Source organism: Microvirga brassicacearum (assembly GCF_008757455.1).
Taxonomy (GTDB): domain Bacteria; phylum Pseudomonadota; class Alphaproteobacteria; order Rhizobiales; family Beijerinckiaceae; genus Microvirga; species Microvirga brassicacearum.
Window position 1 is genome coordinate 128,989 of record NZ_VCMV01000024.1, and the last position, 25,878, is coordinate 154,866.

Annotated in this window: 21 protein-coding genes; 6 read left to right on the plus strand and 15 right to left on the minus strand. The window is 63.6% G+C overall.

The annotated features are described in order from the left end of the window. Window positions 1-14: 14 nt before the first annotated feature. On the plus strand, window positions 15-2,132 hold the full coding sequence (recG, locus tag FEZ63_RS15535; protein ID WP_150946075.1) for an ATP-dependent DNA helicase RecG: 2,118 nt from the start codon (window positions 15-17) through the stop codon (window positions 2,130-2,132). 184 nt (window positions 2,133-2,316) lie between these two features. Here the strand turns inward: recG and glmS are convergent, their stop codons facing one another. After that, the gene (gene glmS, locus FEZ63_RS15540; protein ID WP_150946077.1) at window positions 2,317-4,143 is read right to left on the minus strand and encodes a glutamine--fructose-6-phosphate transaminase (isomerizing); all 1,827 of its coding nucleotides are present in this window, start codon (window positions 4,141-4,143) and stop codon (window positions 2,317-2,319) included. A 120-nt stretch (window positions 4,144-4,263) separates the two neighbouring features. Next, window positions 4,264-5,637, minus strand: a complete 1,374-nt coding sequence (gene glmU / locus FEZ63_RS15545) for a bifunctional UDP-N-acetylglucosamine diphosphorylase/glucosamine-1-phosphate N-acetyltransferase GlmU (protein ID WP_150946078.1) — start codon at window positions 5,635-5,637, stop codon at window positions 4,264-4,266. Window positions 5,638-5,816: 179 nt separating this feature from the next. On the opposite strand from glmU, the gene FEZ63_RS15550 reads away from it, so the two are divergent. Both FEZ63_RS15550 and mdoH read left to right on the plus strand, forming a co-directional pair. Then, window positions 5,817-7,388, plus strand: coding sequence for an OpgD/OpgG family glucan biosynthesis protein (locus FEZ63_RS15550; RefSeq protein WP_244622820.1), 1,572 nt, complete (start codon window positions 5,817-5,819; stop codon window positions 7,386-7,388). Next, window positions 7,364-9,553, plus strand: coding sequence for a glucans biosynthesis glucosyltransferase MdoH (mdoH, locus tag FEZ63_RS15555; RefSeq protein WP_150946079.1), 2,190 nt, complete (start codon window positions 7,364-7,366; stop codon window positions 9,551-9,553). The genes FEZ63_RS15550 and mdoH overlap by 25 nt, the downstream gene beginning before the upstream one ends. Before the next feature lie 227 nt (window positions 9,554-9,780). On the opposite strand, the gene gcvA is transcribed toward mdoH, so the two are convergent. Then, entirely contained in the window at window positions 9,781-10,677 is an 897-nt protein-coding gene (gene gcvA / locus FEZ63_RS15560) for a transcriptional regulator GcvA (protein WP_150946081.1), read from the minus strand. Window positions 10,678-10,803: 126 nt separating this feature from the next. Between gcvA and FEZ63_RS15565 the strand changes: the two genes are divergently transcribed. Next, on the plus strand, window positions 10,804-11,025 hold the full coding sequence (locus FEZ63_RS15565) for a hypothetical protein (protein WP_150946083.1): 222 nt from the start codon (window positions 10,804-10,806) through the stop codon (window positions 11,023-11,025). On the opposite strand, the gene FEZ63_RS15570 is transcribed toward FEZ63_RS15565, so the two are convergent. The 3 genes from FEZ63_RS15570 to FEZ63_RS15580 all read right to left on the minus strand — a co-directional run bounded on the left by FEZ63_RS15570 (window position 11,015) and on the right by FEZ63_RS15580 (window position 13,816). Continuing rightward, window positions 11,015-12,658, minus strand: a complete 1,644-nt coding sequence (locus tag FEZ63_RS15570; RefSeq protein ID WP_150946085.1) for a Na/Pi cotransporter family protein — start codon at window positions 12,656-12,658, stop codon at window positions 11,015-11,017. The two genes, FEZ63_RS15565 and FEZ63_RS15570, sit on opposite strands and share 11 nt — an antisense overlap. 130 nt (window positions 12,659-12,788) lie before the next feature. Next, window positions 12,789-13,424, minus strand: coding sequence for a MarC family protein (locus FEZ63_RS15575; protein ID WP_150946087.1), 636 nt, complete (start codon window positions 13,422-13,424; stop codon window positions 12,789-12,791). Between the two features lie 17 nt (window positions 13,425-13,441). After that, the gene (locus FEZ63_RS15580) at window positions 13,442-13,816 is read right to left on the minus strand and encodes a DUF1622 domain-containing protein (protein WP_150946089.1); all 375 of its coding nucleotides are present in this window, start codon (window positions 13,814-13,816) and stop codon (window positions 13,442-13,444) included. Between the two features lie 161 nt (window positions 13,817-13,977). On the opposite strand from FEZ63_RS15580, the gene FEZ63_RS15585 reads away from it, so the two are divergent. Together FEZ63_RS15585 and FEZ63_RS15590 are read left to right on the plus strand one after the other, a co-directional pair. Then, window positions 13,978-14,481: an L-2-amino-thiazoline-4-carboxylic acid hydrolase gene (locus tag FEZ63_RS15585; protein ID WP_244622821.1), complete on the plus strand. Its 504-nt coding sequence runs from the start codon at window positions 13,978-13,980 to the stop codon at window positions 14,479-14,481. 66 nt (window positions 14,482-14,547) lie between these two features. Further along, the gene (locus FEZ63_RS15590; protein WP_150946093.1) at window positions 14,548-15,390 is read left to right on the plus strand and encodes a VOC family protein; all 843 of its coding nucleotides are present in this window, start codon (window positions 14,548-14,550) and stop codon (window positions 15,388-15,390) included. A 2-nt stretch (window positions 15,391-15,392) separates the two neighbouring features. Here FEZ63_RS15590 and FEZ63_RS15595 read toward each other — a convergent pair whose 3' ends face one another. The 9 genes from FEZ63_RS15595 to FEZ63_RS15635 all read right to left on the minus strand — a co-directional run bounded on the left by FEZ63_RS15595 (window position 15,393) and on the right by FEZ63_RS15635 (window position 25,849). Continuing rightward, window positions 15,393-16,844: an NAD(P)-binding domain-containing protein gene (locus FEZ63_RS15595; RefSeq protein WP_150946095.1), complete on the minus strand. Its 1,452-nt coding sequence runs from the start codon at window positions 16,842-16,844 to the stop codon at window positions 15,393-15,395. A 23-nt stretch (window positions 16,845-16,867) separates the two neighbouring features. Next, window positions 16,868-17,347 (minus strand): L-2-amino-thiazoline-4-carboxylic acid hydrolase, encoded by a 480-nt coding sequence (locus tag FEZ63_RS15600; protein ID WP_150946096.1) that lies wholly within the window; start codon window positions 17,345-17,347, stop codon window positions 16,868-16,870. Window positions 17,348-17,367: 20 nt separating this feature from the next. After that, window positions 17,368-19,032, minus strand: a complete 1,665-nt coding sequence (locus FEZ63_RS15605; RefSeq protein ID WP_150946098.1) for an ABC transporter ATP-binding protein — start codon at window positions 19,030-19,032, stop codon at window positions 17,368-17,370. Then, window positions 19,029-19,859, minus strand: a complete 831-nt coding sequence (locus FEZ63_RS15610) for an ABC transporter permease (protein ID WP_150946100.1) — start codon at window positions 19,857-19,859, stop codon at window positions 19,029-19,031. The genes FEZ63_RS15605 and FEZ63_RS15610 overlap by 4 nt, the downstream gene beginning before the upstream one ends. A gap of 8 nt (window positions 19,860-19,867) precedes the next feature. Further along, window positions 19,868-20,839: an ABC transporter permease gene (locus tag FEZ63_RS15615; protein WP_150946102.1), complete on the minus strand. Its 972-nt coding sequence runs from the start codon at window positions 20,837-20,839 to the stop codon at window positions 19,868-19,870. A gap of 4 nt (window positions 20,840-20,843) precedes the next feature. Further along, window positions 20,844-22,445, minus strand: coding sequence for an ABC transporter substrate-binding protein (locus FEZ63_RS15620; RefSeq protein WP_150946104.1), 1,602 nt, complete (start codon window positions 22,443-22,445; stop codon window positions 20,844-20,846). Window positions 22,446-22,732: 287 nt separating this feature from the next. Further along, the gene (locus tag FEZ63_RS15625; protein WP_420846286.1) at window positions 22,733-24,436 is read right to left on the minus strand and encodes an ABC transporter substrate-binding protein; all 1,704 of its coding nucleotides are present in this window, start codon (window positions 24,434-24,436) and stop codon (window positions 22,733-22,735) included. Between the two features lie 144 nt (window positions 24,437-24,580). Continuing rightward, window positions 24,581-24,862 carry a DUF2160 domain-containing protein gene (locus FEZ63_RS15630; RefSeq protein WP_150946107.1) on the minus strand — a complete coding sequence of 94 codons (282 nt, stop codon included), beginning with the start codon at window positions 24,860-24,862 and terminating at the stop codon, window positions 24,581-24,583. 210 nt (window positions 24,863-25,072) lie between these two features. Further along, window positions 25,073-25,849: a carbohydrate ABC transporter permease gene (locus FEZ63_RS15635; protein ID WP_150946186.1), complete on the minus strand. Its 777-nt coding sequence runs from the start codon at window positions 25,847-25,849 to the stop codon at window positions 25,073-25,075. Window positions 25,850-25,878 lie beyond the last annotated feature (29 nt).

Below are 25,878 nucleotides of genomic sequence, written 5' to 3' on the forward strand. Positions count from 1 at the left end.
GATTACCCTCTCAAATGTCCTTGCGCCCATCCATTCTCGATCCGCTCTTCGCGCCCGCCAACACCTTGCCGGGGGTCGGGCCCAAGATCGCTCCCCTGCTGGACCGCCTGCTGGGCGAGCCGGGAAGGCCTGCGCGCGTGGCGGACCTGCTCTTCCACCTGCCCACGAGCGGGATTGCCCGCGAACTGAAGGGCTCCATTGCCGATGCGCCCGTGGGCGAACCGGTGACCCTCGCGGTGACGGTGACCGCCCATCGCCCGCCCCCACCGGGCCGTCGCGGGCCCTACAAGGTGCTGGTCGAAGACGAGACCGGGGACGTGACGCTCGCCTTTTTCAATGGCCACAAGGCTCGGCTGGAAAAATTGCTGCCGCTGGGCGAACGCCGCTACGTCTCGGGCAAGATCGAGATGTGGGATGGAATGCGCCAGATGGTGCATCCGGACCGGGTGCTCGACGAGCGCGGGCTTGCCACTCTTCCGGCCGTCGAGGCGATCTATGGCCTGACCGAGGGCCTGTCGTCGCGCATGGTCGGTCGCTACATGGGCGCTGCCCTCGAAAAGGTGCCGTCCCTTCCCGAATGGCAGGATTCAGCCTGGTTGCGGCGCAATGCCTCTCCGGCCTTCAACGAGGCCCTGGCGGCGTTGCATCGGCCAGACGACGCGAAGGCGCTGACCGACGAGATGCTGGCCCGCTCCGCGCCTCGACGCCGCCTCGCCTATGACGAGTTGCTGGCGTCGCAGCTCGCCCTCGCGCTGGTGCGAAGCCGGATGCGACGCCTTCCTGGCCGGGTAAATGCGGGCGACGGGAAGTTGGTGGAAAAGCTGCGAGAGCTTTTGCCGTTCGGCCTCACCGGCGCGCAGGAACAGGCCATCGAGGATATCCGGCGCGACCTCGTGTCCGACAAGAAGATGCTGCGCCTGCTCCAGGGCGATGTGGGCTCCGGCAAGACCGTCGTCGGCCTGCTCGCGATGGCGAGTGCGATTGAGGCGGGGCGGCAGGCGGCGCTGATGGCGCCGACGGAAATTCTGGCACGGCAGCATTTCGAGCGCATCGCACCGATGGCGCGCGACGCCGGGTTGTCGATTGCGCTCCTGACCGGCCGCGACAAGGGCGCCGAGCGACGGGCCGTGCTGGCGGGATTGAGCGATGGCTCGATCCAGATCGCGGTTGGAACGCACGCACTGTTTCAGGAAGGCGTCGCGTTTCACGATCTCGGCGTCGCGGTCGTCGACGAGCAGCATCGCTTCGGCGTCCATCAGCGTCTGGCGCTCGGCGCGAAGGGCGAGGCGGTCGACATCCTGGTGATGACCGCAACGCCGATTCCGCGCACATTGGCGCTGACCTATTTCGGCGACATGGACGTGTCCGTGCTCGACGAGAAGCCCGCCGGCCGCAAACCCATCGCCACGAAACTGATTTCCATCGAGCGGCTCGATGAAGTCGTCGGCAGCATCGGACGCGCGATCCAGAATGGCGATCAGGTCTATTGGGTGTGCCCGCTCGTCGGCGAATCCGAATCCCTCGACCTCGCGGCCGCCGAGGAGCGCCACGAGCAATTGCAATCGATCTTCGGCGATTGCGTCGGCCTCGTTCACGGCAAGCTCGCTGGCCGGGACAAGGATGCGGCGATGGAGCGTTTCTCGGCGGGCGACACGAAAATCCTTGTATCGACAACCGTGATCGAAGTCGGCGTCGATGTGCCCAACGCGACCATCATGGTGATCGAGCACGCCGAGCGCTTCGGGTTGGCGCAGCTTCATCAGCTACGCGGCCGGATCGGGCGCGGCTCGCGCGCTTCGACCTGCTTGCTGCTCTACAAGGGGCCGCTGGGACAGACCGCTCAGGCGCGGCTCGAAATGATGCGCGAGACAGAGGACGGTTTCAGGATCGCCGAAGAGGATTTGCGTCTCCGGGGCGAAGGCGAAATGCTCGGCACGCGCCAATCCGGCCTGCCCGGCTTCAAGCTAGCGCGGCTCGAATCAGACGGCGACCTGCTTGCGGCAGCAAGGGACGATGCGCGCCTTGTCGTGGAACGCGACCCCGACCTCACGAGCGAGCGCGGCGAGGCATTGCGCGTGCTGCTCTACCTTTTCGAGCGCGATGCCGCGATCAGGCTTTTGCGGGCGGGGTGAGCCTCAAGTTTGAACGCCACTGGTGTCATTCCGGGGCGCGAAGCGAGCCCGGAACCCATACCCGGAGAGATGCCGGATAGAGTGCCGCCTGGATCGTCGCGTTTCACCCGCAGAGTCAGCGGTTATGGGTTCCGGGCTCTCGCTCCGCTCCCCCCGGAATGACGGGAAACCCGTCAGGCGTTGCCTATTCCACCGTGACCGACTTTGCCAGGTTGCGCGGCTGGTCCACGTCCTTGCCCATGAAAACGGCGGTGTGATAGGCGAGCAACTGGACCGGCACCGCGTGGACGATCGGCGCCACGATCGGGTGTGCGGATGGCATCACGATCGTCGCCATGGTGTCGAGATCGGTCTCCAGCGCGCCTTTCTCGTCGGTGATCAGAATGATGCGGCCGCCGCGCGCAGCGACTTCCTGCATGTTCGAAACCGTCTTCTCGAAAAGCGCGTCGTGCGGCGCAATCACGATCACCGGCATGGTCTCGTCGATCAGCGCGATCGGGCCGTGCTTGAGTTCGCCGGCCGCATACCCTTCGGCGTGGATGTATGAGATTTCCTTGAGCTTCAACGCGCCTTCGAGCGCCAGCGGATAGGAGGTGCCGCGGCCGAGATAGAGAACATCCTTTGCCTTCGACAGCTCGCGCGCCAGCATCTCCACCTGGTGCTCGCGCTTGATGGCCTCGCTCATGAGCCCCGGCACGCCGATCAGCGCATCCACAAGCTCCTTCTCGTCCGCGGCGCTGAGCGTCCCGCGTGCGCGTCCCGCCGCGATGGCGAGACACAGGAGCACCGTGAGCTGGCACGTGAAGGCCTTGGTGGAGGCAACGCCGATTTCCACGCCCGCCAGCGTCGCGGCAACCACGTCGCTCTCGCGCGCCATCGTGGAGGTCGCCACGTTGACCACCGACAGAATGTGCTGCTTTTCAGCACTCGCATAACGGAGGGAAGCCAACGTGTCGGCGGTCTCTCCCGATTGCGAGACGAACAACGCAAGACTACCCGGCTCGAGCGGCGCTTCCCGGTAGCGAAATTCCGACGCCACATCGATCTCGACGGGGATGCGGGCCAGCCGCTCAAACCAGTATTTCGACACCAGCCCGGCAAGATAGGCGGTGCCGCAGGCAGAAATCGACACGCGCTTCAAATTCTTGAAGTCGAACGGCAAATCGAAAGGAATTTCAACGCGTCCGGCGGTGAAGTTGACATAATGCGCGAGCGTCCGGCCGACCACTTCCGGCTGCTCGTGGATCTCTTTCGCCATGAAATGGCGGTGGTTGCCCTTGTCGGCGAGGAAGGACCCGGTTGCGATCTTGTGGCGGGTCCGCTGCACCATCTGGCCGTCTTCATCGCGGATATCGACACCCCGGCGCGTCAGGATCGCCCAGTCGCCGTCATCGAGATACGCCACTTCATCCGTAAAGGGCGCGAGTGCCAGCGCATCGGAGCCGAGGTAGTTCTCGCCATGCCCGTAGCCGATCGCCAAGGGCGCACCGTGGCGCGCGCCGATCATGAGATCGTCCTCGCCGGTGAAAATAAAGCCCAACGCGAACGCACCCCTGAGCCGCGGCAAGGTGATGGCCACGGCCTCGATCGGTCCCCGGCCCTGATGCATCTCCCAGGTGACGAGTTGAGCCACCACTTCCGTGTCGGTTTCCGTCTGGAACCGCACGCCCTTCGACTCGAGCCCGGTCTTCAGCTCGCGAAAATTCTCGATGATGCCGTTATGAACGACGGCGAGTTTGTCGGTGGCATGGGGATGCGCGTTGGTTTCGTTGGGCTTGCCGTGCGTCGCCCAGCGCGTGTGGCCGATCCCGATCAGGCCCGGAAGCGGCGCGCTCTCCAGTTTCGCCTCGAGGTTGCGCAATTTGCCCTCGGCCCTGCGGCGATCGAGCTTGCCGTCCTGCAGCGTCGCGACCCCGGCCGAATCGTAGCCCCGGTACTCGAGCCGTTTCAGCGCCTCGACAATCTGTGGAGCCACGGGCTCGGTGCCGACGATTCCAACGATTCCACACATGATCGAGGCGTCTTTCTGGCGCGAAGCTGCCGTTTGAAGGTTATCTCGCTGCTAAAGAGCGAGCCACGTCATCTCAAATCAACTTGCGCTACCGATTGTGACACGGCGCCTGCGCGAAGGTCATTTCTTTTTGGCCGCGAGTCCCGCCTTGCGAAAGGCCGTCGCCCAGCCTTCCTTGACCACCTGGCGGCCCCGGCCGAGGGCGAGCGCCCCACCCGGCACGTCGTCGGTGATCACCGAGCCGGACCCGATGAACGCCCCCTCCCCGATGTTGAGAGGTGCGACGAGCGACGAGTTCGAGCCGATGAAAGCGCCCTGGCCGATTTCCGTGCGATATTTGCCGAAGCCGTCGTAATTGCACGTGATGGTGCCGGCGCCGATATTCACGTCCGCGCCGATGCTCGCATCGCCCAGATAGGTCAAGTGGCCGACCTTGGCGCCGGTCCCGAGGACCGCGTTCTTGGTTTCGACGAAGTTCCCGACCTTTGCCCTCTCGCCGACCGACGTGCCGGGCCGCAATCGTGCAAACGGGCCGATCGTGGCGCGGGTTGCGATATGCGCGCCTTCGAGATGGCTGAAGCTGTGAATCACCGCGCCGGGTTCGACCACGACGCCCGGCCCGAAGACCACATGGGGCTCGACGATCACATCGCGGCCCAATTGAGTGTCATGGCTCAAGAAGACCGTCTCGGGCGCGACCAGCGTCACGCCCGAAAGCATCGCAGCCTTGCGCAGCCGCTCCTGGAGCATCCGCTCGGCGTCGGCGAGTTGCGCCCGATCATTCACCCCGTGCACCTCCGCTTCCGGCACGACCACCACCGCAGCATGGTGGCCGGTTTGCCGGGCGAGCGCGACGGCATCGGTCAGGTAATACTCGCCCTTGGCATTGGTGTTGCCGATCTTCTCGAGGATCGAGAGCGCCACATCGCCCCGCAGCGCCATCAAGCCGCCATTGCACAACGTGATGGTCCGTTCGGCCTCGCTCGCATCCCTGTGCTCGCGAATGTCGAGCAATTCATCGCCCGACATGATGAGCCGACCGTATCCGGCGGGATCGCGCGCCTCGAATCCGAGCGAGACGACCGCCGCCCCGCGGCCGAGGGGCCCGCGCAGTTTGGCCAGGGTTTCGGCGCTCACCAGCGGCGTGTCCGCGTAGACCACGATCACATCGTCGTCCTTGTGCGCCAGCGCCTCGCGGGCGCTGAGGACGGCGTGACCCGTCCCGAGCCGGTTCTCCTGAATGAAGATTTCAGCCGCCGCGTGCTTTGCTGCCTCTTTCGCCACGCTCTCGCTGTTCGGACCGACGACGACGGCGATGCGTGTCGCTCCCGCCGACCTCACCGTGTCGAGCACGTGACCGAGCATCGAGCGATTGGCGATCTCATGAAGAACCTTCGGCCTGTCCGACCGCATCCGCGTACCCTCGCCGGCCGCGAGGACAATGGCCAAGCAGGTGCGGGAAGAGGTTTGGGCTGAAGCGTCAGATGTCGTCATAAGGTATCGTTCTCACCAAAATTCTATGGGAGCTAGCCCATAAACGGCGCCATGGGCAACGTCTCGCCCCCAAATTGCCAGGATCCCTCACCAACTCGTTTACATCACACCCGTCTTTGCTGATATGTACGGGCCTTCCATCTGGGCTGTATGGCCTCCGTTCGGACAAGAGTATCACCGTGCCGGTATTGCCTGGGGGTCCGTCCCCTTTCCATCTTCGCCGGCGTGACGTGCTGGCTTATCTCGGCGCGAGCGTCGCAGGGGTCGCTTACGCGTCGAGCGCCGGAGCGCAAACGCCGCCAGCGATTATCCAGACCACATTGGGCGAGGGTCAGCGTTTCGACCCCGCGACCGTCATGAATCTTGCGCGGCAACTATCCCGCAAGGCTTACGTTCCACCGCCGAACGACCTTCCCGATGTGTTCTCGAACCTGAACTACGATCAGTACGTCGCGATCAAGTCGCAGCGTCAACCGATCTGGAACGCCGATGGGCGCGGGATTGCCGTCGAGCCGCTCCATCGCGGGTTCGTCTTCAGCAACGCCATCGATCTTTTCCTGGTCGAGGACGGCGTCGTGCGTCGGGTGACCTACGATCCCGCGCAATTTGATTACGGACGCCTCGCTCTCCCGGCGAATCTCGGCGATGTGGGGTTTTCAGGCTTTCGGCTCGTGGCGAATTCCGGCGACGGAAAGCCCTTCGATTTCGCCATCATCCAGGGCGCAACCTTCTTCCGAGCCATCGCTCGTGGGCAGAATTTCGGCGCTATCGCCCGAGCGCTGACGCTGAAGCCCGCCGATCCGAAGGGCGAGGAATTCCCGGTTTTCCGCGCGTTCTGGCTCGAGCGTCCGGCAATCGGCAGCAACAGCATTACGGTCCATGGCGTGCTTGATTCCGAATCGACCAGCGGCGCGATTCGGATGACCTTCCGTCCCGGCGACATGACGATCGTCGATGTCGAGACGACCCTCTTTCCGCGCGTCACCATCGATCATGTAGGCCTCGGCGGCATCGCCTCGACCTACTTCTACGGTCCGAACGACCGCTCGAACGTCGATGACATCCGCCCGTCCGTCTACGAATCGTCCGGGCTGCAGATGCTGAACGGAAAAGGCGAATGGCTATGGCGGCCGCTGCAGAACCCCAACACGCTGCAGATCTCGGCCTTCGTCGATCAGGCGCCCAAGGGCTTCGGCCTGTTGCAGCGCGATCGCTCGTTCGAAGTCTTTCAGGATGACGACCAGCGATTCGACCGCCGCCCGAGCCTTTGGATCGAACCGCTCGGAGAGTGGGATCAGGGCAGCGTGCAGCTTCTCGAAATTCCCACCGATGCCGAGATCAACGACAACATTCTCACCTATTGGAGACCCAAGGCGCCGATGACAGCCGGCTCCGAGGTGCCGTTCGCCTATCGCCAATACTGGTGTTGGACGCCACCCGAGCGCCCGCCGCTCGCCACCGTCGTGACGACGCGGGTCGGTCGCGGCTCCGTTGGCCGCCGTCGCCGCTTCGCCGTTGAGTTTTCGACGGAGGCGCTGGGTGAAAATCCGCCGCAGGACGTTAAGTCAGTGCTGACGGTGGGACCCGGCAGTTTTCATAATCTCAGGCTGTGGTCCTATCCCGAGCGGAAAGCGGTACGCGTCGGATTCGAACTTGACCCCGGCAACGAAAACGCGTGTGAGATGAGGCTCATCCTCGAAGCAGGCGGAAAACCGATTAGCGAGACATGGCTTTATCGTTGGACACCGTGAGTCCCGAAACCAATCCGGCCCTTCAGCGGCCTGCTGCCGCCATGCCCCCGGAAAGCCGGCTCGAGATGCCCACGCAATCTCTTCGGCGCTGGTCGGCATCGCAGGAACGCAAGCCCGTTGTCGATCGCTCGAGGTTGCACACTCGGCTTGCGCGCCTGTTCGTCTTCGGCGGCGGTTTGCTGCTGACGGCTTTCGGCACGTACGAGATGTACCAGGTCGTGTCGGTCAGCCGCACCACGGTCCTGCAGTGGGTGTTGGTCGGGCTTTTCACCGTCAATTTCTCCTGGATCGCAGTCGCGTTCACCAGTGCGCTTCTCGGTTTTTTCGCGCTTCTGTTTGGCCGCAAGGCGCCCGAAGGGCTTCCCGCCAGCCTGTCGCACCGCACCGCCGTGGTGATGCCCGTCTATAACGAGCAGACCTCACGAACTTACGCAGCGCTCGAGGCGATCTACGAATCCGTCGAGGCGACGGGCCTCGGTTCGCATTTCGACTACTTCATCCTGTCGGACACGACCGATCCCGATGCCTGGATTGCCGAGGAGCGCGCCTTTCTCGCATTGCGCGATCGGCTTGGGCCCGACGCGCGATTTTATTACAGGCATCGCGAAAAGAATCATCACCGCAAGGCGGGCAATATTGCCGATTTCGTGAAGCGGTGGGGCGGACATTACGAGCATATGCTCGTCCTCGACGCCGACAGCCTCATGACCGGCGAATGCATCGTGCGTCTTGCGGCCGCCATGGAGGCGGACCCGGATGCGGGCATCATCCAGTCGCTTCCGCTGATCATCAACCGCAACACGCTTTTCGCCCGGTTGCAGCAATTCGCCGCCCGCGTGACCGGTCCCGTGATCGCAACCGGACTTTCGGTCTGGATGGGTCGCGACGGCAATTACTGGGGCCATAACGCGATCATCCGCACCGCGGCGTTCGCTGCCCAGGGCGGGCTGCCGGATCTCAAGGGCAAGCCGCCGCTCGGCGGCCACATCCTCAGTCACGATTTCGTCGAGGCGGCCCTGCTGCGCCGCGCCGGCTGGGACGTCTACATGCTGCCCGATCTCGGCGGCTCCTATGAGGAAAGCCCGCCCTCGTTGATCGATCTTTCGGCGCGCGACCGGCGCTGGTGCCAGGGCAACCTGCAGCACACCCGGGTGATCGGCGCCAAGGGACTGAAACTGCCGACCCGGCAGCATTTCGCCACCGGCATCATGTCGTATCTCGCCTCCCCGTTCTGGCTCTTCCAGCTGATCGTCGGTATCGCGCTGGTCTTGCAGACGACCTATATCCGGCCGGAATATTTCGCCCGGGACTTCCGGCTCTATCCCGTCTGGCCGCGCTTCGATCCTGAGCGAGCCCTGACGCTGTTTGCCATCACCATGGGGATCCTGATCGCGCCGAAGGTCTTCGGCCTGATGCTGATGCTGGTGCGCGGGCGCGACCGGCGGGCCTCGGGCGGATCGATCCGGCTCATCGTTTCCGCCGTCATCGAGATTGTGCTTTCGGCGCTGCTTGCACCCATTCTGATGCTGATCCAATCCGGTTCGGTGTTCCAGATCATGCTGGGCCGCGATACCGGCTGGCAGCCGCAACGGCGCGACGACGGCTCGATCCCGTTCCGGGACATCGTGCGCCGGCACCGCTCGCACACGGTGCTCGGCTTGCTCGCGGGCATCTCCGCGTTCCTGATCGCCACTTCGTTGTTCCTCTGGATGTCGCCGACCATTCTCGGCCTTCTGCTGGCGATTCCGCTCTCCTGGCTCAGCGGCCAATTGGGTGCCGGGCTGGCGCTGAAGCGGCTGGGCCTCCTGAGGACGCCGGAGGAATTCGAACCGCCGCCTATCGCCACGCGGGCGAACGCCCTGCAGGCGCGAAACGCGAGCTTCGATTTTGACGACAGGGACGGCCTCGCAGCGCTCTATGCCGACCCGGTTCTTCGCACCCGCCACGCCGATATGCTGCCACCCGCCACGGCCCGCAGGCGCGGCGAGATCGACACCGAACGCGCACTGGCGGAGGCCAAGCTCAGCGATGCCGAGACCGTCGATGACGCGCTGGTCTGGTTGAAGCCGAAGGAGCGCATGGTGGTGATGCGCGACGCGGCGATGCTCGAACGGCTGGTCCAGTTGAAGCAGGCCGGTGCCGAGGTGGCGAAGGCGGCGGAATAGCTGCGGCGGATGCATCTGAGACTCTGGCCGCAATTGTCTGTCCGACCGTTGCGACGCGGGAGATCAGGCGGAACCCCATAGCCTCATGCTGAGGAAGGCCGAAGGCCTGTCTCGAAGCACGAGGCGCTTCCAGAGACCACTGGAGGATCCTTCGAGACGCCGCTTTGCGGCTCCTCAGGATGAGGCGGAGACACACCGAGTCGACACGATCAATCTCCGACAGTCTCTCAGGCCGAGCGTTGCGCATCATCCTGCGTTTCACGCTCGAGCCACTCCCGAAAGGCCGCGATCTTGGCGATGCGTTTGCGCGCCTTCGGATAGACCAGCCAATAGGAATGGGCCGAACGCACCGTCAGGCTGAAAGGCTGGATCAGCCGGCCAGCGGCGAGGTCGTCCTTGAAAAACAAGGGATGCACCATGGCGGCGCCCTGCCCGGCGATCGCGGCCATTCCCTCCAGATGCTGGTTGCCGGGAGAATGGTCGGTGCGGCCCGACAGGTCGACCTCACCCACCCCCGCGGCCGCGAACCATTGTTTCCACCAGATGTCGCTCGGGGCGATGAGGGGAAACTGGAGCAGGTCCGCGGGTTCCCGCAATTCATGTCGTTCCGCGAGGGCCGGACTCAACACCGGGGTGAAATCCACTGAGAGAAGCGGATGCTCCGTGAGGCCGGGCCAACCACCGCGACCGCTCCGGATTGCCGCGTCGAAATCCTCCTTGGTGAAATCGATGATATTCGGCGAAACGTCGATCTTGAGGGCGATATCGGGGTGGAGAGCCTGGAAGCGGCCCAGCCGTGGAATGAGCCAGTTCGACGCGAAGGTGCTGAGCGTCGAGAGCGAGATGACCGTCTGCGCACTCTCCTCCACCGCCGCAAAGGCCACCCGCAACCCCTCGAAGGCTTCGGTGATCGCCGGCGCGAGCTCGCGTCCCTTCTCGGTCAGTTCCACATGGCGCGGAAGGCGCCGGAAGAGCGGCGTGCCGATCCGGTCTTCGAGCAGCTTGATTTGATAGCTCACCGCCGCCTGCGTCATGCCGAGTTCGGCGGCCGCGCGGGTGAAACTCTGGTGGCGCGCCGCCGCCTCGAAGACCCGGACGGCGCTCATGGGTGGAAGCTTGAACATCGGTGTGACTCATAAGGCTGCCTTATGCCAGCCCCTTCGCTTCCGCTTTGTCAAGACCGGCCGCCGGGCTCACCATCCGGGGCGATCGCCGGACATCTCCGGCTCTATTAAAGCGGAAGACAGGCCATGAGACACGAAGACATTGGTCGCGCGCGGAACGTGGAGAGCGTCTGGCTGCGCATCAGGCTTTGGCTCTATCCCTCGCTGAAGGCGAGGACACCGGTGGTCAATGATTTCAGCCACCTCACGGAGCACCAGCGGCGCGATATCGGGCTCCCTGAACCGACCCGCTATTTCGACTGGAATGCACTTCAGGCAGAAGAGCGGTTCCCGGATTTCACGAGGTAAGGCGGCTCGGTTTGAGATCGCCGCTCTGCTCGAGCAGCGAATGCGCGGTCGAGGCGATATGGGCCTCGATTCGCTTGAGATCGCGCACGATGTCGAGTTGCAGAGCGCTGGTGTCGCCGGCGGATTTGCCTGAGCGCAATTGCTCGAAATGCCGTTGGGTCATGGTCCGCTCGAAATCGCGGAACCGTTCTTTCTCGGCCACCAGACGGCGCGCCGATCCGATATCCTGGAACATCAGCACGGATGCGGCGAGATGCAGGTGCTCGAGAAGCTTGCCGTGCATCTGGTCGATCTCGGCGAGGCTGTCCTTCGGCAGGCGGAGGTGATTTTTGATCCGCTTCGCCGCGAGTTCCATCAGGTTCTTGTCGATGATATCGCCCGCATGTTCGAGGTTGATGGCGAATGCCAGAATATCCGACAACCGCTTCGCCTCCTCGTCGTTCAGCGCCTCGTGGTTGATCGAGCTGAGATAGCGCCGCACGGCGCTATAGAGGCGGTCCACCACGTCATCGGTCCGGCTCACGGCCTCGACCTCGCTCATGCCGCCGTCGTGAAACAGGTCCTGCGATCCGCGCAGCATCGTCTCGACGATATCGCCCATGCGCAGTACCTCGCGCGCCGCGTTGGAGAGCGCGACCGAGGGCGTGTCGAGCGCATCATTATCGAGATATTGCGGAACGCCGGGGTCGGAGGAGCGGACCCGGTCGGGGAATGCCTTCAGCAGAAGCCGCGCGATCCACGGCAGCGGCAGGATGAAGAGGGCCGCCAGCACGACGTTGAACATCGTGTGGAAATTTGCCGCCAGTCGCGCCGGAGTCGGATCGAACATCATGAGGTACGACAGGATGGGATTGATGAGCGGCAGAGCGATGACGCAGCCGATGATCCGAATCGCGAGATTGCCGATGGGAACGCGCAGCTTCACCGGATCGCCGCCGGTCGCGTCCACCAACGGATTGAGCGCCGTGCCCAGGTTGGCGCCGAGAACCATCGCAAGGGCCGAATGGCCATCGATCACGCCGGCGGTGGACAGGGACATGATGAACAACAGGGCCGCCACGCTCGAATGCGCGGCCCACGCCAGAATGGTCGCCAGCAGCACCAGGATCAGAGGATCGGGCGCAATCGCGGCGAGCAGGCTCTTGAGCACGACCGAGGATTCGATGGGATGGATCGTCTCGGACAACAGATGGAGCGACAACAGCATGAGTCCGAGGCCGATGGTCACGCGGCCGAGATCGCGCACGCGGCTCGACGAGCCGCGCCGATAGGCGAAATAGCCTACGAAAATCAGCACCGGGAAAATCAGCGTGATGTCGAAGGACAGGACCTGCACGATAAGCGTGGTGCCGACATTCGCCCCCAGCATCACCGCCAGCGCCGGCACCAGATCGACCGCGCCGCCCGCGGTGAAGGAGGAGACCATCAGGGCCGTGGCGGTGCTGCTCTGCAGGACCGTCGTCACGCCCAACCCGGCCAGGAAGGCCCGTATCCGGGTGCGCAGGCCGACACCGAGAATCCACCTGAGGTCGCTGCCGAACGCGCGCTGGACCCCGCTATTGACCATATTGATGCCCCAGAGGAGCAGGGCGATCTCACCGAACAGGTGTATCAGGACGGCAGTCGCGGACATTCATTCCTCAGGGCTTGGGGGCGGACCTCATCTTCCTGCTTAATCCCGTCAGGGCGATCCGGCAATCAGGTTGCCGGCTAATCATGATGACACGGTGACCAATCCCCTGAAAGTGCAGGAAATTGGGGGGTCAGATCGGAGGAAGCCGCAGCCATCCAGTCAAGGCGGTGAGGATGAGGTTGACGGAGAGAGCCGCCAGAATGACGCCCATGACCCGCCGCATGACGTTGGTGCCGCCCGGTCCGATCGCCCGCACGATGACGTCGCCCAGCAGGAAGATCACCAGCAGCAGGCCAAGCACCGCCGCTAGCACCCCGAACGTGTCGAGTTGCTCGGCAAACGTGAAGCGGTTGTTGTCGGTGAGGATGATGATCGCCAGCATGCTGCCGGGGCCGGCGATGATCGGCGTTGCAAGCGGGTAAATTGCGACGCCGAGAGCGCCTTCCCCGGCATCGTCTGCGGGGCTTTTGGGCGAAAGCGGCTGCCCCAGCACCATCGCGATGGAGAAGAGCAGCAGGATAATGCCTCCCGCGATCTGGAATGACACCAGCGAGATTCCCATCGCGTGCAGCAGATGCTGCCCGGCAATGCCGAAGAACAACAGGATGGCGTACGAGAAGATGACGGCAAGCACCGCCGCGCGCCGCCTCTCCTGCCGGGTCAGATCCGCCGTCGCGCCGAGAAACAGCGGCAGGTGGCTGATCGGGTCGAGCATCGCCCACAGCGTGAAGAATTGGTTCAGCAGCAATGTCTGGTCTTCCAGCATGATCGCTCGCGGGAGGTTTACGAAAGAGTTTCGTTGCGCGGCTCGCCCTGGCGCTGCCACGGCCACCGTCCCTCGATCTCGACCTCGAGCGAGAAGCTGAGGAACGTCCGAATAAGGACGATGCCGGCGAGAATCGCAAGGCTTTGCAGGGTCGGCTCGATCGCCACCGTGTTGATGATGTCGGCGGCGACGAGGAATTCGAGACCAAGCAGAATCGCCCGTCCGACGCTCGACCGATATCCCGAATAGGCCTCCGTCCCCTGGCTGCTCGCGCGGATCTGGCGCAGATAGGCGATCGTTCCCGTCAGCAGACCGATGACGATGATGGCGATGCCGCCGACTTCGATCAGCCTGGTCGTCACACGCAAGGCCGAAATAAACCACTCGTCCATCGTTATCCGATCTGCAGGTCGCAGCGGCATCAAAGCACACCGGGGCTGAATGGAACAAGCGGTCGCAAGAGATGGTTTGAGCGCTGACGCCCGTTGTCCTACGGTAAATGGCGACCTCTGCCAAACCACCACTGACAAGCGACCCAAGGAGGATGACGGCAATGGGCGATGCGATCGAATCCCTGCGACGCGAACTCGAAGACGCTTTCCAGAACAGGGCGCATCTCTACCGGTTGATGCTGGATGAACTCGAGAGCGAGGTCGGCCACGACCGGGCAGTCGTGCTCATGTCGCGCGCGCTTGAGCGTCGCGGACGAGAGGTTGCGGCCGTGCTCTTCTCCGATACGCCGCCGGAACCTGAGGCGGTCGGCCGGCGCTTCCTTTCGGTCAGTCCCGATGGCGGGCGGATGTATCCGCACGAGGCTGAGGTCACGCCGTGCGCGATGGAGATCCGGGTCCATCGCTGCCCGCTGAAGGATGCGTGGCGCGCCTCCAACCTGCCGGCCGATCGCGTTGCCACCCTGTGCCGTCTCGCCGGAGCCTTCGACAAGGGATTGTTCGAAGCCGCGGGCGTAGGTTTCTCCAACGCCACCTGGAGCGAGCAGCGCGGCGGTGGCTGCTGCTGGATCAAGCTGGAGCAACCGGATCAGGTCGCCGGCGGCTAACGTGCCGACACGATCGTCTTACTCCACCCCGCAAGAAATCGCATTTCACCCGTATGGATTTTTAAAATGTCCCAGCCCGTTCCCGTTCTCGATCACGCCGTCGTCAATGTTCTGGGAGAACTAGATCGCGCGGCCGAACAATATCGCCGGCTCGGTTTTCAACTCAGCGAACGCGGGCATCATACGCTCGGCTCAAGCAACCATCTGGCAATTTTCGGCGAGAATTATCTCGAACTTCTCGGCTTCGAACCGGGGCGGCAGACCGAACGGGCCGACTTGTGGAAGCATCCCGCCGGCCTCACCGGCCTCGTCTTCAAGACCACCGACTCGCTTGGCCTGCACGCCGATTTGTCCCAAAAGGGCATCCCGGTCGAGAACCCTGCCGAGTTCTCGCGTCCGGTCGCCCTCCCCGATGGATCCCGCGACGCATCGTTTCGGGTCGTGCGGCTCGGGACGCAACTGGTTCCAAACGGGCGCGTCTTCTTCTGCCATCACTTCACGCCCGAACTGGTCTGGCGCGACGAGTGGCGGCAACATCCGAACGGCGTCACCGATATCGTCGAGTTCATCATCGCGGCCACGGATCCGCAAAAGACCTCCGACCTCTATCGCTCGATATTCGGCGCCCAAGCCATCACCAACCTGCCGGATGGCGCCGCCTTGCGGGCGGGCCGTGCCACCGTGCTTTTTCTAACACCGCAGGAGGTCGAAAATCGGTTCGGCGAGGACGCAGCTCCCATCAGCGCGGACGGCACCGATCGGATGGTTGCGCTCACCCTGAAGACGCGCTCGCTCGCAAAGGTCGACGCGCTTCTTGTCACGAACGGCGTTGCGTTCGAGCGGGAGGAAGAGCGGATCGTCGTGCCGCACACGGATGCGGAAGGCGTCGCCCTCGCGTTCGTGGAATAATTTTACCGTCGGACGAAGAACGGGGTGCCCTGCAGTTCCGGCTCGTCGAACGCCTCTAGCGTGCGGCGGATCGGGCCGATATCCTCGCGGAACAGGCTCTTGACGATGGCGCTCGACACCCTTTCGGCCGCCACGTTGACGCCCGGAATATCGCTTGCAATCGCGCCGTGGCTGAGCGCCGCTCCGTGATTGACGAGGTGAATGCGCGAGATATCCGGGCAGCATCCGGGTTCCCGCTCGAGCAATTCGAATCCCTCGCCGAGATAGGGAAAGTCGCCGAGCTCGGGCCGCCGCAGATCGCTCGGCGGTTCGTAGCGGTCCCGCCAGCGCGCGGTGAACGACGACAATGCGGCGATCTCCGGGATTGACTCAGCGTCCACCTGAAAGCCGGTTCCGACGATGAGGAAATCGTGCACCGTCGGCTGATCCGTCCCGCGGATGCGAACCAAGGCCTTGTCGTCCAGCCGCTGCGCTCTTTCGACAGGTTGGCCAAGATGAATATGAAACGCCGCCTGCCGCAAGGCCCGCCGTACCGTCTCATGCGGCGGCGGCGCCTGAACGTCGTTGAGGTAAGCGAACAAGGCCCAGCGCTCCGCATCGTCGAGCGCGCTCCAACCGTGAAAATAGCCCGGCGAGGCAGAGCCGCGGCCCTTGTTGATCTGCGGCAGGCTGTGGCGTCGCACATACATGTCCACACGCGCGGCCCCTTTCTCAAGGGCCGTCGCCGCATTGTCCCAGGCCGACGCACCGCCGCCGACAACGCCGATGCTGCGGCCGCGCAGCTGCGCGAAATCGATGGTCTCATTGGTGTGGGCGGCGAGATCCGGCCAAAGGTCCGCGTCGATGAAGTCCGGAATCTTGTCGCCGCCGGCGCCGCCGCGTCCGGTCGCCAGCACGACGCGGCGCGCGAAAAACGTGCTCGCGCCGCGCGGCGCCTCGGTGTCGATTTTCAGCAATCCGTCAGCGGGCGTGATGCGCGTCACCGCGATCTCATGCTCGACCGGCAGGCTCAGGACACGCTGCAGAAAGGCGAGATAATCGACCCAGGTCGCGTTCTCGATCTTGTAGAGCGTGTCCCACGCTTCCGGACCGAACGCGGCCTCATACCACGCGCGGAAGCTCAATGAGGGAATTCCCAGAGCAGGACCCGGCAATGTCTTGGGCGACCGCAACGTGTCCATGCGCGCGAATGTCAGCCACGGGCCTTCATTGCCCGCAGATGCACGCTCCAGGATCCGGATGTTGCGCACACCCTTGAAGATCAGGGCTGCGGCTGCGGCGATGCCGTTCATCCCGGCGCCCACCACGACCACATCGGTGACGGCATTTCCATCCGCCGTGCGGACGCTGGCCGGCCAGTTGGCGGCCGGAAGGTTGAGAATTTCCAGATCGCGGGCGATCCGGCGTTCAAGGTCACCGATGCCGCTCTCCGACGACAGGACGATGCTGTGCAACAGGCTATCCACGTCGTCCCCGCTCAGGCTTGTGCATCCGATTCATAGCGGTAGCGGAAATCGCAATGGCTCGCGCCTTCCATGATCGTCTGCGTGCGCGTCATCTTGAGCCTGGGGTCATAGCCCTCGCAGAACGAGCCATCGCGGTTGCACGACAACAGGCCGCCGATCTCGCCAAGCCCCATCGCCTTGTACATCTCGGCATAGCGGCAGCGCGTGACGTTGAAGTCGAAATGCGTGTCGTCGCGATGCAGCGGCTCGATTTCGAGGGCGCTTTCGGCGGTCCAGTTCGACTGGATGTCGATGAAGCTCTGAAGGCTGGTGCTGCCCTCCGCTTGCTTGGCGAATTGCGCCGCCTGCGCGATCGACGATCGACGCACGGATTCGGAGATGACGCGCTTGGCCTCCACCTTCCCATGCCGTTCGACGAGCGTCGTGTAGACCTCCTTCAGAAGCTCGGCCTCGATGCGGCGACGCTCGATGATCGGGAGAGTTTGGGCCATTTTGGGTGCTCCGTTCTGACTTAAAGGAGTTGCGGCGCGAATTCGCGCGTGTCGGCAAGGGCAAGCACCGCATCCGGCGAGACGGGCGGTGTCCAATCCCGGCCGGGAACCGAGGCCAGCAGCGCTTTCGTGTAAGGATGGCGCGGCGCTGTGAAGACCTCCGCCGTCAGACCTTCCTCCACCACTTCGCCGTCTTTCATCACCGCGATGCGATCGCAGATCTGGGCGGCGACACGCAGGTCGTGGGTGATGAAGACCATGGAGAGACCGAGGCGCTTGCGCAGATCCGCCAGCAGCCGCAAGACCTGCGCCTGAACCGACACATCGAGAGCGGAGACCGGCTCGTCCGCCACCAGAACCTCAGGCCCCAGCGCCAGCGCCCGCGCCAATCCGATGCGCTGTCGCTGGCCGCCGGAGAATTCATGCGGATAGCGCTCCGTCGAGTCGGGATCGAGGCCGACAAGCGCGAACAGTTCTTTTGCCCGCGCGAGTGCGCGCTCGCGGGTTTCGCCGTGGATGATCGGCCCCTGCGCCACCAGTTCGCCGGCCTTGCGACGAGGATTCAAGGATGCGAACGGGTCCTGATAGACCATCTGGATACGCCGCGTCGCCGCGCGCATTTCTTTTCGCGAAAGGCTCGCCAGATCCGTATCGCCGAGCCTGATCGAGCCCTGGTCCGGGTCGAGCAATCTCACCATGCAGCGGGCCAGCGTCGATTTGCCGGAGCCGCTTTCGCCGACGATGCCCAGCGTTCCACCCCGCGGCAGGACGAGGTTTGCATCCTTGACCGCATGCGTGACGCGGCGGTGGCGGGCCAGCAGGCCGCCCTTGCGGTAGGTTTTCGAGACGTGCTCGATGCGCAGGATGATCTCGCTGCCGGTCATCTGCGGTGGCGGCGGCACGAGCGGCGGCACGGCTGCGATCAGCGCGCGCGTGTAGGGATGCTGCGGGTCGTTGAGGACATCGATGGCCGGTCCCTCCTCGACCAGCAATCCCTTCTGCATCACCGCCACACGGTCGGCGATTTCGGCGACGACACCGAAATCGTGCGTGATGAAAAGCACCGCGGTGCCCTTACGCTGCTGCAGCTCGCGGATGAGCTTCAGAATCTGCGCCTGCGTCGTCACGTCGAGCGCCGTGGTCGGCTCATCGGCGATGAGCACGCGCGGCTCCAGCGCCAGCGCCATCGCGATCATCGCACGCTGGCGCTGGCCGCCGGAGAGTTCGTGCGGGTAGGCGCGACGCGCGGCTTCCGGATCGGGAATGTGAACGTCGCGGAGAAGATCGAGGACGCGCGCTCTGATTTCCGACGAGCGAAGCGTCGTATGTGTCTCGAACATCTCGCCGATCTGGTCGCCGATGGTGCGCAGCGGATTGAGCGCCGTCATCGGCTCCTGAAAGATCATGCCGATCCGCGCGCCTCGGATCTGCTGCATCTGCGCATCGTCGAGAGTGAGCAGGTCCTGGCCTTCGAGTAGAATCTTGCCGGCGATCGCCTGAACCCCGTCGGGCAGAAGGCCCAGGATGGCGCCCGCCGTCATAGACTTGCCGGAGCCGCTCTCGCCGACAACGCACAGGATCTCGTTCGGATGAAGCTCCAGCGAGACGTTCTCGAGCGCACGCGGCCGGTCCGCGCCGGGCGGCAGGGCGACGGTGAGTGAATCGATGGTGAGAATGGCACTCATCGGCGCTTCAATCTCGGGTTCAGCGCGTCGTTGAGCCCTTGCCCCACCAGCGACACGGCGAGCACCGTCAGCAGAATGACGATTCCGGGAATCGCCGACACGTACCATTGCGTGCGCAGCACGGACCGGCCGGTGCCGATGAGGTTGCCCCAGGACGGCACGTTGGGATCGGAAAGGTTGAGGAAGGCCAGCGCGCTCTCCAGCAGGATCGCCGTTGCCATGATGACGCTCGCATAGACGATGACGGGAGGAAGCGCGTTGGGCAGGATTTCGCGAAAGATGATCTGAACATCGCGCATCCCGAGCGTCCGTGAGGCCTGCACGAATTCCCGGCTCCGAAGCGTCAGGAATTCGGCGCGGGTCAGCCGGGCGGAGGCCGGCCACGAGACGAGGCCGATGGCGATGGTGACCGTCTTGATGTCGGAGCCGAAGACCGCGACCAGCACCAGAAGCAGCAGGAAATTCGGCAGGGTCTGAAACGCTTCCGTAATGCGCATCAGCACGTCGTCGACGAGACCGCCATAATAGCCCGCCAGCGCGCCGAGCACGATGCCGATGGTGATCGCCAGCAGCGTGGCGACGATGCCGATGAGCAGCGAGATGCGCGCGCCGTGGAAGATCTGCGCGGCGATATCGCGGCCGGTGGTGTCGGTTCCGAGCCAGAAGCGCGAATTGACGAACGGCCATTGCAAGGGGCGCCCGGCAAGACCCAGAGGATCCCGCGGGAAAACCAGCGGCGCGGTCAGCGCCATCGCGACCACCAGGAAGAGAAGCAGAAGACCGACGATTGCGGCGGGACTTTTGGCAAGGCGTGCAACGGTTTCCATCGCCGGCCTCAGGTCACGATGCGCGGATCGAGGCGCGCATAAAGAAGATCGACGATGAAGTTGACGGCAATCACCAGAAGCGCGGACACGAAGACGATGCCGAGCAATGTGTTGAGATCGCGCTGCACGACGGATTCGTAAGCCAGCCGGCCGAGCCCCGGCAGGGCGAAGACGCTTTCCACCACGATGGAGCCGCCCAGCATGGTGCCGGCCTGCAACCCGATGAGCGTCACCATGGGAAGAAGCGCATTGCGCAGCACGTGACGACGAACCACCCGCCCCGGGCTGAGCCCCTTGGCGCGCGCCGTGCGGACGAATTCAAGATTCAGGACTTCGAGCATGGAGGCGCGCATGATCCGCAAATATGTGGCGAGGAAAATCAGCGCGAGCGTCAAGGTCGGCAGAAAGAGATGCCAGGCGATGTCGAGGGCGCGGCGGAAGCCGGTATAGCCGGCCCCGATTTCCTCGAAGCTGCCAGCCGGCAGCCAGCCGAGATTGACGGCGAAGATGACGATTCCCATCAGGCCGAACCAGAACGAGGGCGTTGCGTAGAAGATGAGGCCCAGCGTCGAGATCAGCGTGTCGGGCCAGCGGTTGACCTTGCGCGCCGCCAGCACCCCGAGCGCCATCCCGCCCGCGAAGGCGAAGCTCAAGGCCGACATCATCAGCAGCAGCGTGGCAGGGAGGCGTTCGAGGATCACCGCCGAGACGGGTTTGCCGTAGATGGCCGAAAAGCCGAGATCGAGTTGCAGCAGGCGCCAGATATAGCGACCGAGCTGAACGGCGACAGAGACGTCGAGCCCGTAATACCGGCGCAATTCCTCCATCATTACGGGGTCGCCGCCGCCCATCTGGGCGACGAGCGCGTCTACGGTATCGCCGGGGGCGAGTTGCAGCAGCAGGAACAGACCTGCCAACACCACGAAGAGCGTTGGCAGGCTGGCCGCGAGGCGGCGCAGGGCAAGGAGAAGAACGCGCATGTCTTTAAGATGACGCGATCCAGGTGTCGTGCCAATCGCTTGAATCCCAACGCGGCACATTGTGATGATTCTGGATCTGCCGGCTCGTCGCGGCGAAGAACTTGCGCTCCGTGATCATCCAGACCGGAATCTCCTCGTTCACCGCCGTCACCCAATCCGCATAGAGCGCCTTGCGCTTCACCGGATCGATCTCGCTCGCCGCCTGATCGATCAACTGGTCGACCTTGTCGGATTGCCAGCCCCATTGATTGGTCCAGGGCGAGCCCTTGGGCGAACCGGAGCGGTACCAGACCGTGGTCGAAACCGCCGGGTCGCCGCGATATTGATGCCAGCCGGTAGCAAGATCGAAATTCCAGTCGCGATAGACCGTGGTGAGTGCGCCCGCGATATCGAGCTGCACGATCTCGACCTTGATCCCAACATCGCCCAGCGATTGCTGGATGAAGGTGGCAAGCAGCGGCACATCCTCGCCGTTCATGATCGGAACGATCTTCAAGGTGAAACGGGTTCCCCCGGCGCCGCGCTTGTAGCCGGCCTCGTCGAGCAGCGCCTCGGCCTTCTTCTTGTCGAAGGGGTAAGGCGGCTTGCCGGCGGGATAGAAGGCAGGCGACGAGGACGGGATCGGGCCGGTGGCGGGTTTCGCCTGGCCGTAGAGGAAGTTCTCGATGAAGAACTCCACGTCGATCGCATGGGCGATGGCGCGCCGCACGCGCACATCCGCCAGTTCCTTGCGGCGGGTGTTGAATTCGAGCGTGTTGTTGAAGGCGTTCGCCTCGATGCCGCGGGTCGAGACCTCGAAACGTTCGTCGCCTTTCAGCCGGTCGAGATCAGACAGGGACAATCCGTTATAGGAGCTGAGCTGGATCTGGCCGGTCTCGAGAGCAGCCGCGACCGCCGATTTGTCGGTGATCACGCGCCACACGATACGATCGAGATACGGAAACTCCTTGCGCCAGTAATTCGGGTTGCGCTCGGCGATGATGAATTGGCCGCGCTCGTACTGCACGAACTTGAACGGACCGGTGCCGATCGGTGCGGTATTGGCCGGGTTCTCCAGGATATTGGTGCCCTCGAAGATATGGCGGGGCGCGATGTAGCCGAGATCGCAAAGGGCGCGCAGAAGCAGGTCCAGCGGCATCGGGCGCGAGTAGCGGAACACGGCGGTGTGTGCATCCGGCGTATCGACGGCTTCGAGATATTGCTGCAGCTGGGTGCCGTAGTTGAGATGCTTCTTCCACATCTCGAGCGCGGTGTACTGGACGTCCGCGGACGTGAAAGGCTTGCCGTCATGCCACGTCACACCTTGGCGGAGCTTGAACGTGATGGTCTTCCCATCCGGCGCGGCATCCCAGCTTGTGGCGAGCACCGGCGCTGGGTTGCCCTTGGCGTCGAGATCGACGAGCGCCTCCATGATCTTGCTGGTGATCAGGTAGACGCCGGTCGACGCGCGCAGGGCCGGGTTGAGAATCCGCTGCTCGGAGCCGAGATGGACCGTGAACACCCCGCCGCGCTTCGGGGTCTCCTGCGCGAACGTGGCACGAGGGAGAAAGCCGCTGGCGGCGAAGGCGGTCGCGGACAACAACGCGTGGCGACGGGTCAGGCGCATCGGATCGGTTCCCTCAGTTCGAACAAGGCCCAATGAGCTTACGAACTGACGGGGGAGAGTCAACGAGAATGTTCTTTTTACCGAACCACGCGGGCCACATCATTATTCTCCTCCGAAGCCCCGAAAGAGCATTGGATTCTCTAACATCGTCCCAAAGGGTTAGAAGAGGGAAAATCAGTTTCCTACGAGCGTGCCGTCAGGGCCCGGAATCCTGCGACGCAGAGGCTGGGAAGGGTTCGTTATATCGGACGAAAGGCCGGGGAGGACGTCGCCTCCCCGGCCCTGCATCAGCTGCGCTTGGGCGGCGTTGCCGGCCAGCTCTTGATCAGGGTGTCGTAATCGACCGTCTCGCCCTTCGGCTTTTCATTCGCGAGCTTGCGCTGGGGCGCGACGTTGCCCGAGGCCTCGGCTTTTTTGAACCAATCCTCGGCAGAGGTCTTCGGGTTGAGCTTGGGGCCGCACTCGCCCTGTACACCCGCCCGCTCCAACCGACCGAGCACCTCGTCCTGGCCTTCCGCCAACGCGTCCATCGCCGCCTGCGGTGTTTTTGCGCCGGACGATGCGTCACCGATATTCTGCCACCAGAGCTGCGCCATCTTCGGATAGTCCGGGATGTTGTTTCCGGTCGGCGTCCATTGCACGCGAGCGGGCGAACGGTAGAACTCCACCAAGCCGCCAAGCTGCGGTGCGCGATCGGTGAAGCTCTTGTCCCAGATGTCGCTGTCGCGGATGAAGGTGAGGCCGACATGACTCTTCTTCAGCGACACGCTCTTCGACGTGACGAACTGCGCATAGAGCCAGGCCGCCTTGCGACGCTCGACAGGGGTCGATTTGAGCAGCGTCCACGATCCCGCATCCTGGTAGCCGAGCTTCATACCTTCTTTCCAATAGGAGCCGTGGGGCGACGGGGCCATGCGCCATTTCGGCTTCCCGTCCGTGTTCATCACCGGCAGGCCCGGCTTCACCATGTCGGCCGTGAATGCGGTGTACCAGAACATCTGCTGCGCGATGTTGCCTTGGGCCGGAACCGGCCCGGATTCCGAGAACGTCATGCCGGCTGCCTGCGGAGGCGCGTATTTCTTCAGCCAATCGAGATATTTGGCGATCGAATAGACGGCCGCCGGGCCGTTGGTATCGCCACCGCGATCGACCGAGGAGCCGACGGGACGGCAGCCTTCCATGCGAACGCCCCATTCATCGACAGGTTTGCCGTTCGGGATGCCCTTGTCGCCATTGCCCGCCATCGAGAGCCAGGCATCGGTGAACCGCCATCCGAGCGACGGGTCCTTCTTGCCGTAGTCCATGTGGCCGTAGACCTTTACCCCGTCGATCTCCTTGATGTCGTTGGTGAAGAACTCCGCGATGTCCTCATAGGCCGACCAGTTGACCGGCACGCCGAGATCGTAGCCGTACTTCGCCTTGAACTTCTCCTTGATGTCGGGCCGTTGGAACCAGTCGTAACGGAACCAGTAGAGGTTCGCGAATTGCTGATCCGGCAACTGGTACATCTTGCCGTCCGGCGCGGTGGTGAAGGAGCGTCCAATGAAGTCGGCAACGTCTAGGGTCGGCAAGGTCACGTCCTTGCCTTCGCCGGCCATCCAGTCATCGAGGGGAATGGCCTGCTTGTAGCGAAAATGCGTGCCGATGAGGTCGGAATCGTTGACCCACGCATCGTAGATGTTCCGGCCGGATTGCATCTGGGTCTGGATCTTCTCCACCACGTCGCCCTCTTGGATGAGGTCGTGGGTGAGCTTGATGCCGGTGATCTCGGTGAACGCCTTGGCGAGCGTCTTCGCCTCATATTCGTGCGTCGTGATGGTCTCCGAGACGACGTTGATCTCCATGCCGGCGAAGGGTTTCGCCGCATTCACGAACCATTCCATTTCCTTCATCTGCTCGTCCTTGGAGAGCGTCGAGGGCTGGAATTCGGCGTCGATCCATTTCTTGGCCTCGTCCATTCCGGCAAACGCCGTGCCGCTGCCGAGCACCATGGCCAGGACGCTGGTCGAGAAGAGGAGTCTCAGGTGTTGTGAGGTTGGTTTCATTTTTTCCTCCGGTTGTGTTTTGAGGCCGACTTTCGCGTCGGTCTTTTCCCGTCGGCTCCTGTGAGCCGGAAGGACTTTGGCCGCAATGCTTCACACGTAGCGAAACACCGCAGCCGCGTAGGCAAGCGAGAGACCAAGCGCCCACACGGGATCGGGGCCCATCAGCCCGAGCCACGCGAGGTTGATGAATGCTGCACCGAGCAGCGAAATGAAAAGGCGGTCGCCGCGCGTCGTCGGGATGCGCAGGATGCCCACGCGCTCCGTCTCCGGGAACAACACCGCCAGCACCGTCATGACTAGGAGAAGCGCGCCGATGACGCTGAAGAAGAGCGCCGTCTGCCACGTCCAGGCCATCCACGAGAAATCAGGCATGCGAGCGACCTATTTTCTCCTCTCCCCCTTGCGGGGAGAGGCCGGGAGTGGGGGTCGAAACGTCAAAGTGTTCGTTCTCAGTTTGGGATGAGACCCGCGCTACCAGTGAGCTCTTTTCTTCACGCTCCCATCCGGCGGCACCACCCCTACCCCTGGCCCGTCCCCGCAAGGGCGAGGGAAAATGCGTCGTCGTCGCGCATGCCATTTCCATCACACCCTTCCCAACGCAAAACCCTTGGCGATGTAGTTTCGGACAAACCAGATCACGAGCGCACCCGGCACGATGGTGAGGACGCCGGCGGCGGCCAACAGACCCCAATCCATCCCGGCAGCCGAGACCGTGCGCGTCATCGTGGCGGCAATCGGCTTGGCGTTGACGCTGGTGAGCGTGCGCGCCAGCAGCAATTCGACCCATGAGAACATGAAGCAGAAGAACGCCGCGACGCCGACGCCGCTGGCGATGAGCGGCATGAAGATCTTCACGAAGAAGCGCGGAAACGAATAGCCGTCGATGGCGGCCGTCTCGTCGATCTCGCGCGGGACGCCGGACATGAAGCCTTCCAGAATCCAGACCGCCAGCGGCACGTTGAACAGGCAATGCGCCAAGGCCACCGCCCAGGGCGTATCGAACAGGCCGATGGCCGAATAGAGATTGAAGAACGGCAGCGCGAAAACGGCGGCCGGCGCCATGCGGTTGGAGAGCAGCCAGAAGAACAGGTGCTTGTCGCCCACAAACCGGTAGCGCGAGAACGCATAAGCCGCGGGAAGCGCCAGCGTGATCGACAAAACCGTGTTGATGGCGACATAGGTCAGGGAATTGATGTAGCCGCCATACCAGCTCGGATCGGTGAAGATCTTGGCATAATGCTCGAAGGTGATCTCCTGCGGCCACAGGGTCATGGTCGTGGAGATCTCGGTGTTGGTCTTGAGGCTCATGTTGATGAGCCAGTAGATCGGCAGCATCAGAAACAGCAGGTAGAGCACCATCCCGATCGCGCTGCCGCTGACCCAGGAGC

Bases quoted from the DNA above. Each gene is read 5' to 3' on its own strand.
- recG (WP_150946075.1), top strand. From the start codon at position 15: ATGTCCTTGCGCCCATCCATTCTCGATCCGCTCTTCGCGCCCGCCAAC.
- glmS (WP_150946077.1), bottom strand. From the start codon at position 4,143: ATGTGTGGAATCGTTGGAATCGTCGGCACCGAGCCCGTGGCTCCACAG.
- glmU (WP_150946078.1), bottom strand. From the start codon at position 5,637: ATGACGACATCTGACGCTTCAGCCCAAACCTCTTCCCGCACCTGCTTG.
- mdoH (WP_150946079.1), top strand. From the start codon at position 7,364: ATGGCTTTATCGTTGGACACCGTGAGTCCCGAAACCAATCCGGCCCTT.
- gcvA (WP_150946081.1), bottom strand. From the start codon at position 10,677: ATGTTCAAGCTTCCACCCATGAGCGCCGTCCGGGTCTTCGAGGCGGCG.
- FEZ63_RS15565 (WP_150946083.1), top strand. From the start codon at position 10,804: ATGAGACACGAAGACATTGGTCGCGCGCGGAACGTGGAGAGCGTCTGG.
- FEZ63_RS15570 (WP_150946085.1), bottom strand. From the start codon at position 12,658: ATGTCCGCGACTGCCGTCCTGATACACCTGTTCGGTGAGATCGCCCTG.
- FEZ63_RS15575 (WP_150946087.1), bottom strand. From the start codon at position 13,424: ATGCTGGAAGACCAGACATTGCTGCTGAACCAATTCTTCACGCTGTGG.
- FEZ63_RS15580 (WP_150946089.1), bottom strand. From the start codon at position 13,816: ATGGACGAGTGGTTTATTTCGGCCTTGCGTGTGACGACCAGGCTGATC.
- FEZ63_RS15585 (WP_244622821.1), top strand. From the start codon at position 13,978: ATGGGCGATGCGATCGAATCCCTGCGACGCGAACTCGAAGACGCTTTC.
- FEZ63_RS15590 (WP_150946093.1), top strand. From the start codon at position 14,548: ATGTCCCAGCCCGTTCCCGTTCTCGATCACGCCGTCGTCAATGTTCTG.
- FEZ63_RS15600 (WP_150946096.1), bottom strand. From the start codon at position 17,347: ATGGCCCAAACTCTCCCGATCATCGAGCGTCGCCGCATCGAGGCCGAG.
- FEZ63_RS15605 (WP_150946098.1), bottom strand. From the start codon at position 19,032: ATGAGTGCCATTCTCACCATCGATTCACTCACCGTCGCCCTGCCGCCC.
- FEZ63_RS15610 (WP_150946100.1), bottom strand. From the start codon at position 19,859: ATGGAAACCGTTGCACGCCTTGCCAAAAGTCCCGCCGCAATCGTCGGT.
- FEZ63_RS15615 (WP_150946102.1), bottom strand. From the start codon at position 20,839: ATGCGCGTTCTTCTCCTTGCCCTGCGCCGCCTCGCGGCCAGCCTGCCA.
- FEZ63_RS15620 (WP_150946104.1), bottom strand. From the start codon at position 22,445: ATGCGCCTGACCCGTCGCCACGCGTTGTTGTCCGCGACCGCCTTCGCC.
- FEZ63_RS15625 (WP_420846286.1), bottom strand. From the start codon at position 24,436: ATGGTGCTCGGCAGCGGCACGGCGTTTGCCGGAATGGACGAGGCCAAG.
- FEZ63_RS15630 (WP_150946107.1), bottom strand. From the start codon at position 24,862: ATGCCTGATTTCTCGTGGATGGCCTGGACGTGGCAGACGGCGCTCTTC.
- FEZ63_RS15635 (WP_150946186.1), bottom strand. From the start codon at position 25,849: ATGGTGCTCTACCTGCTGTTTCTGATGCTGCCGATCTACTGGCTCATC.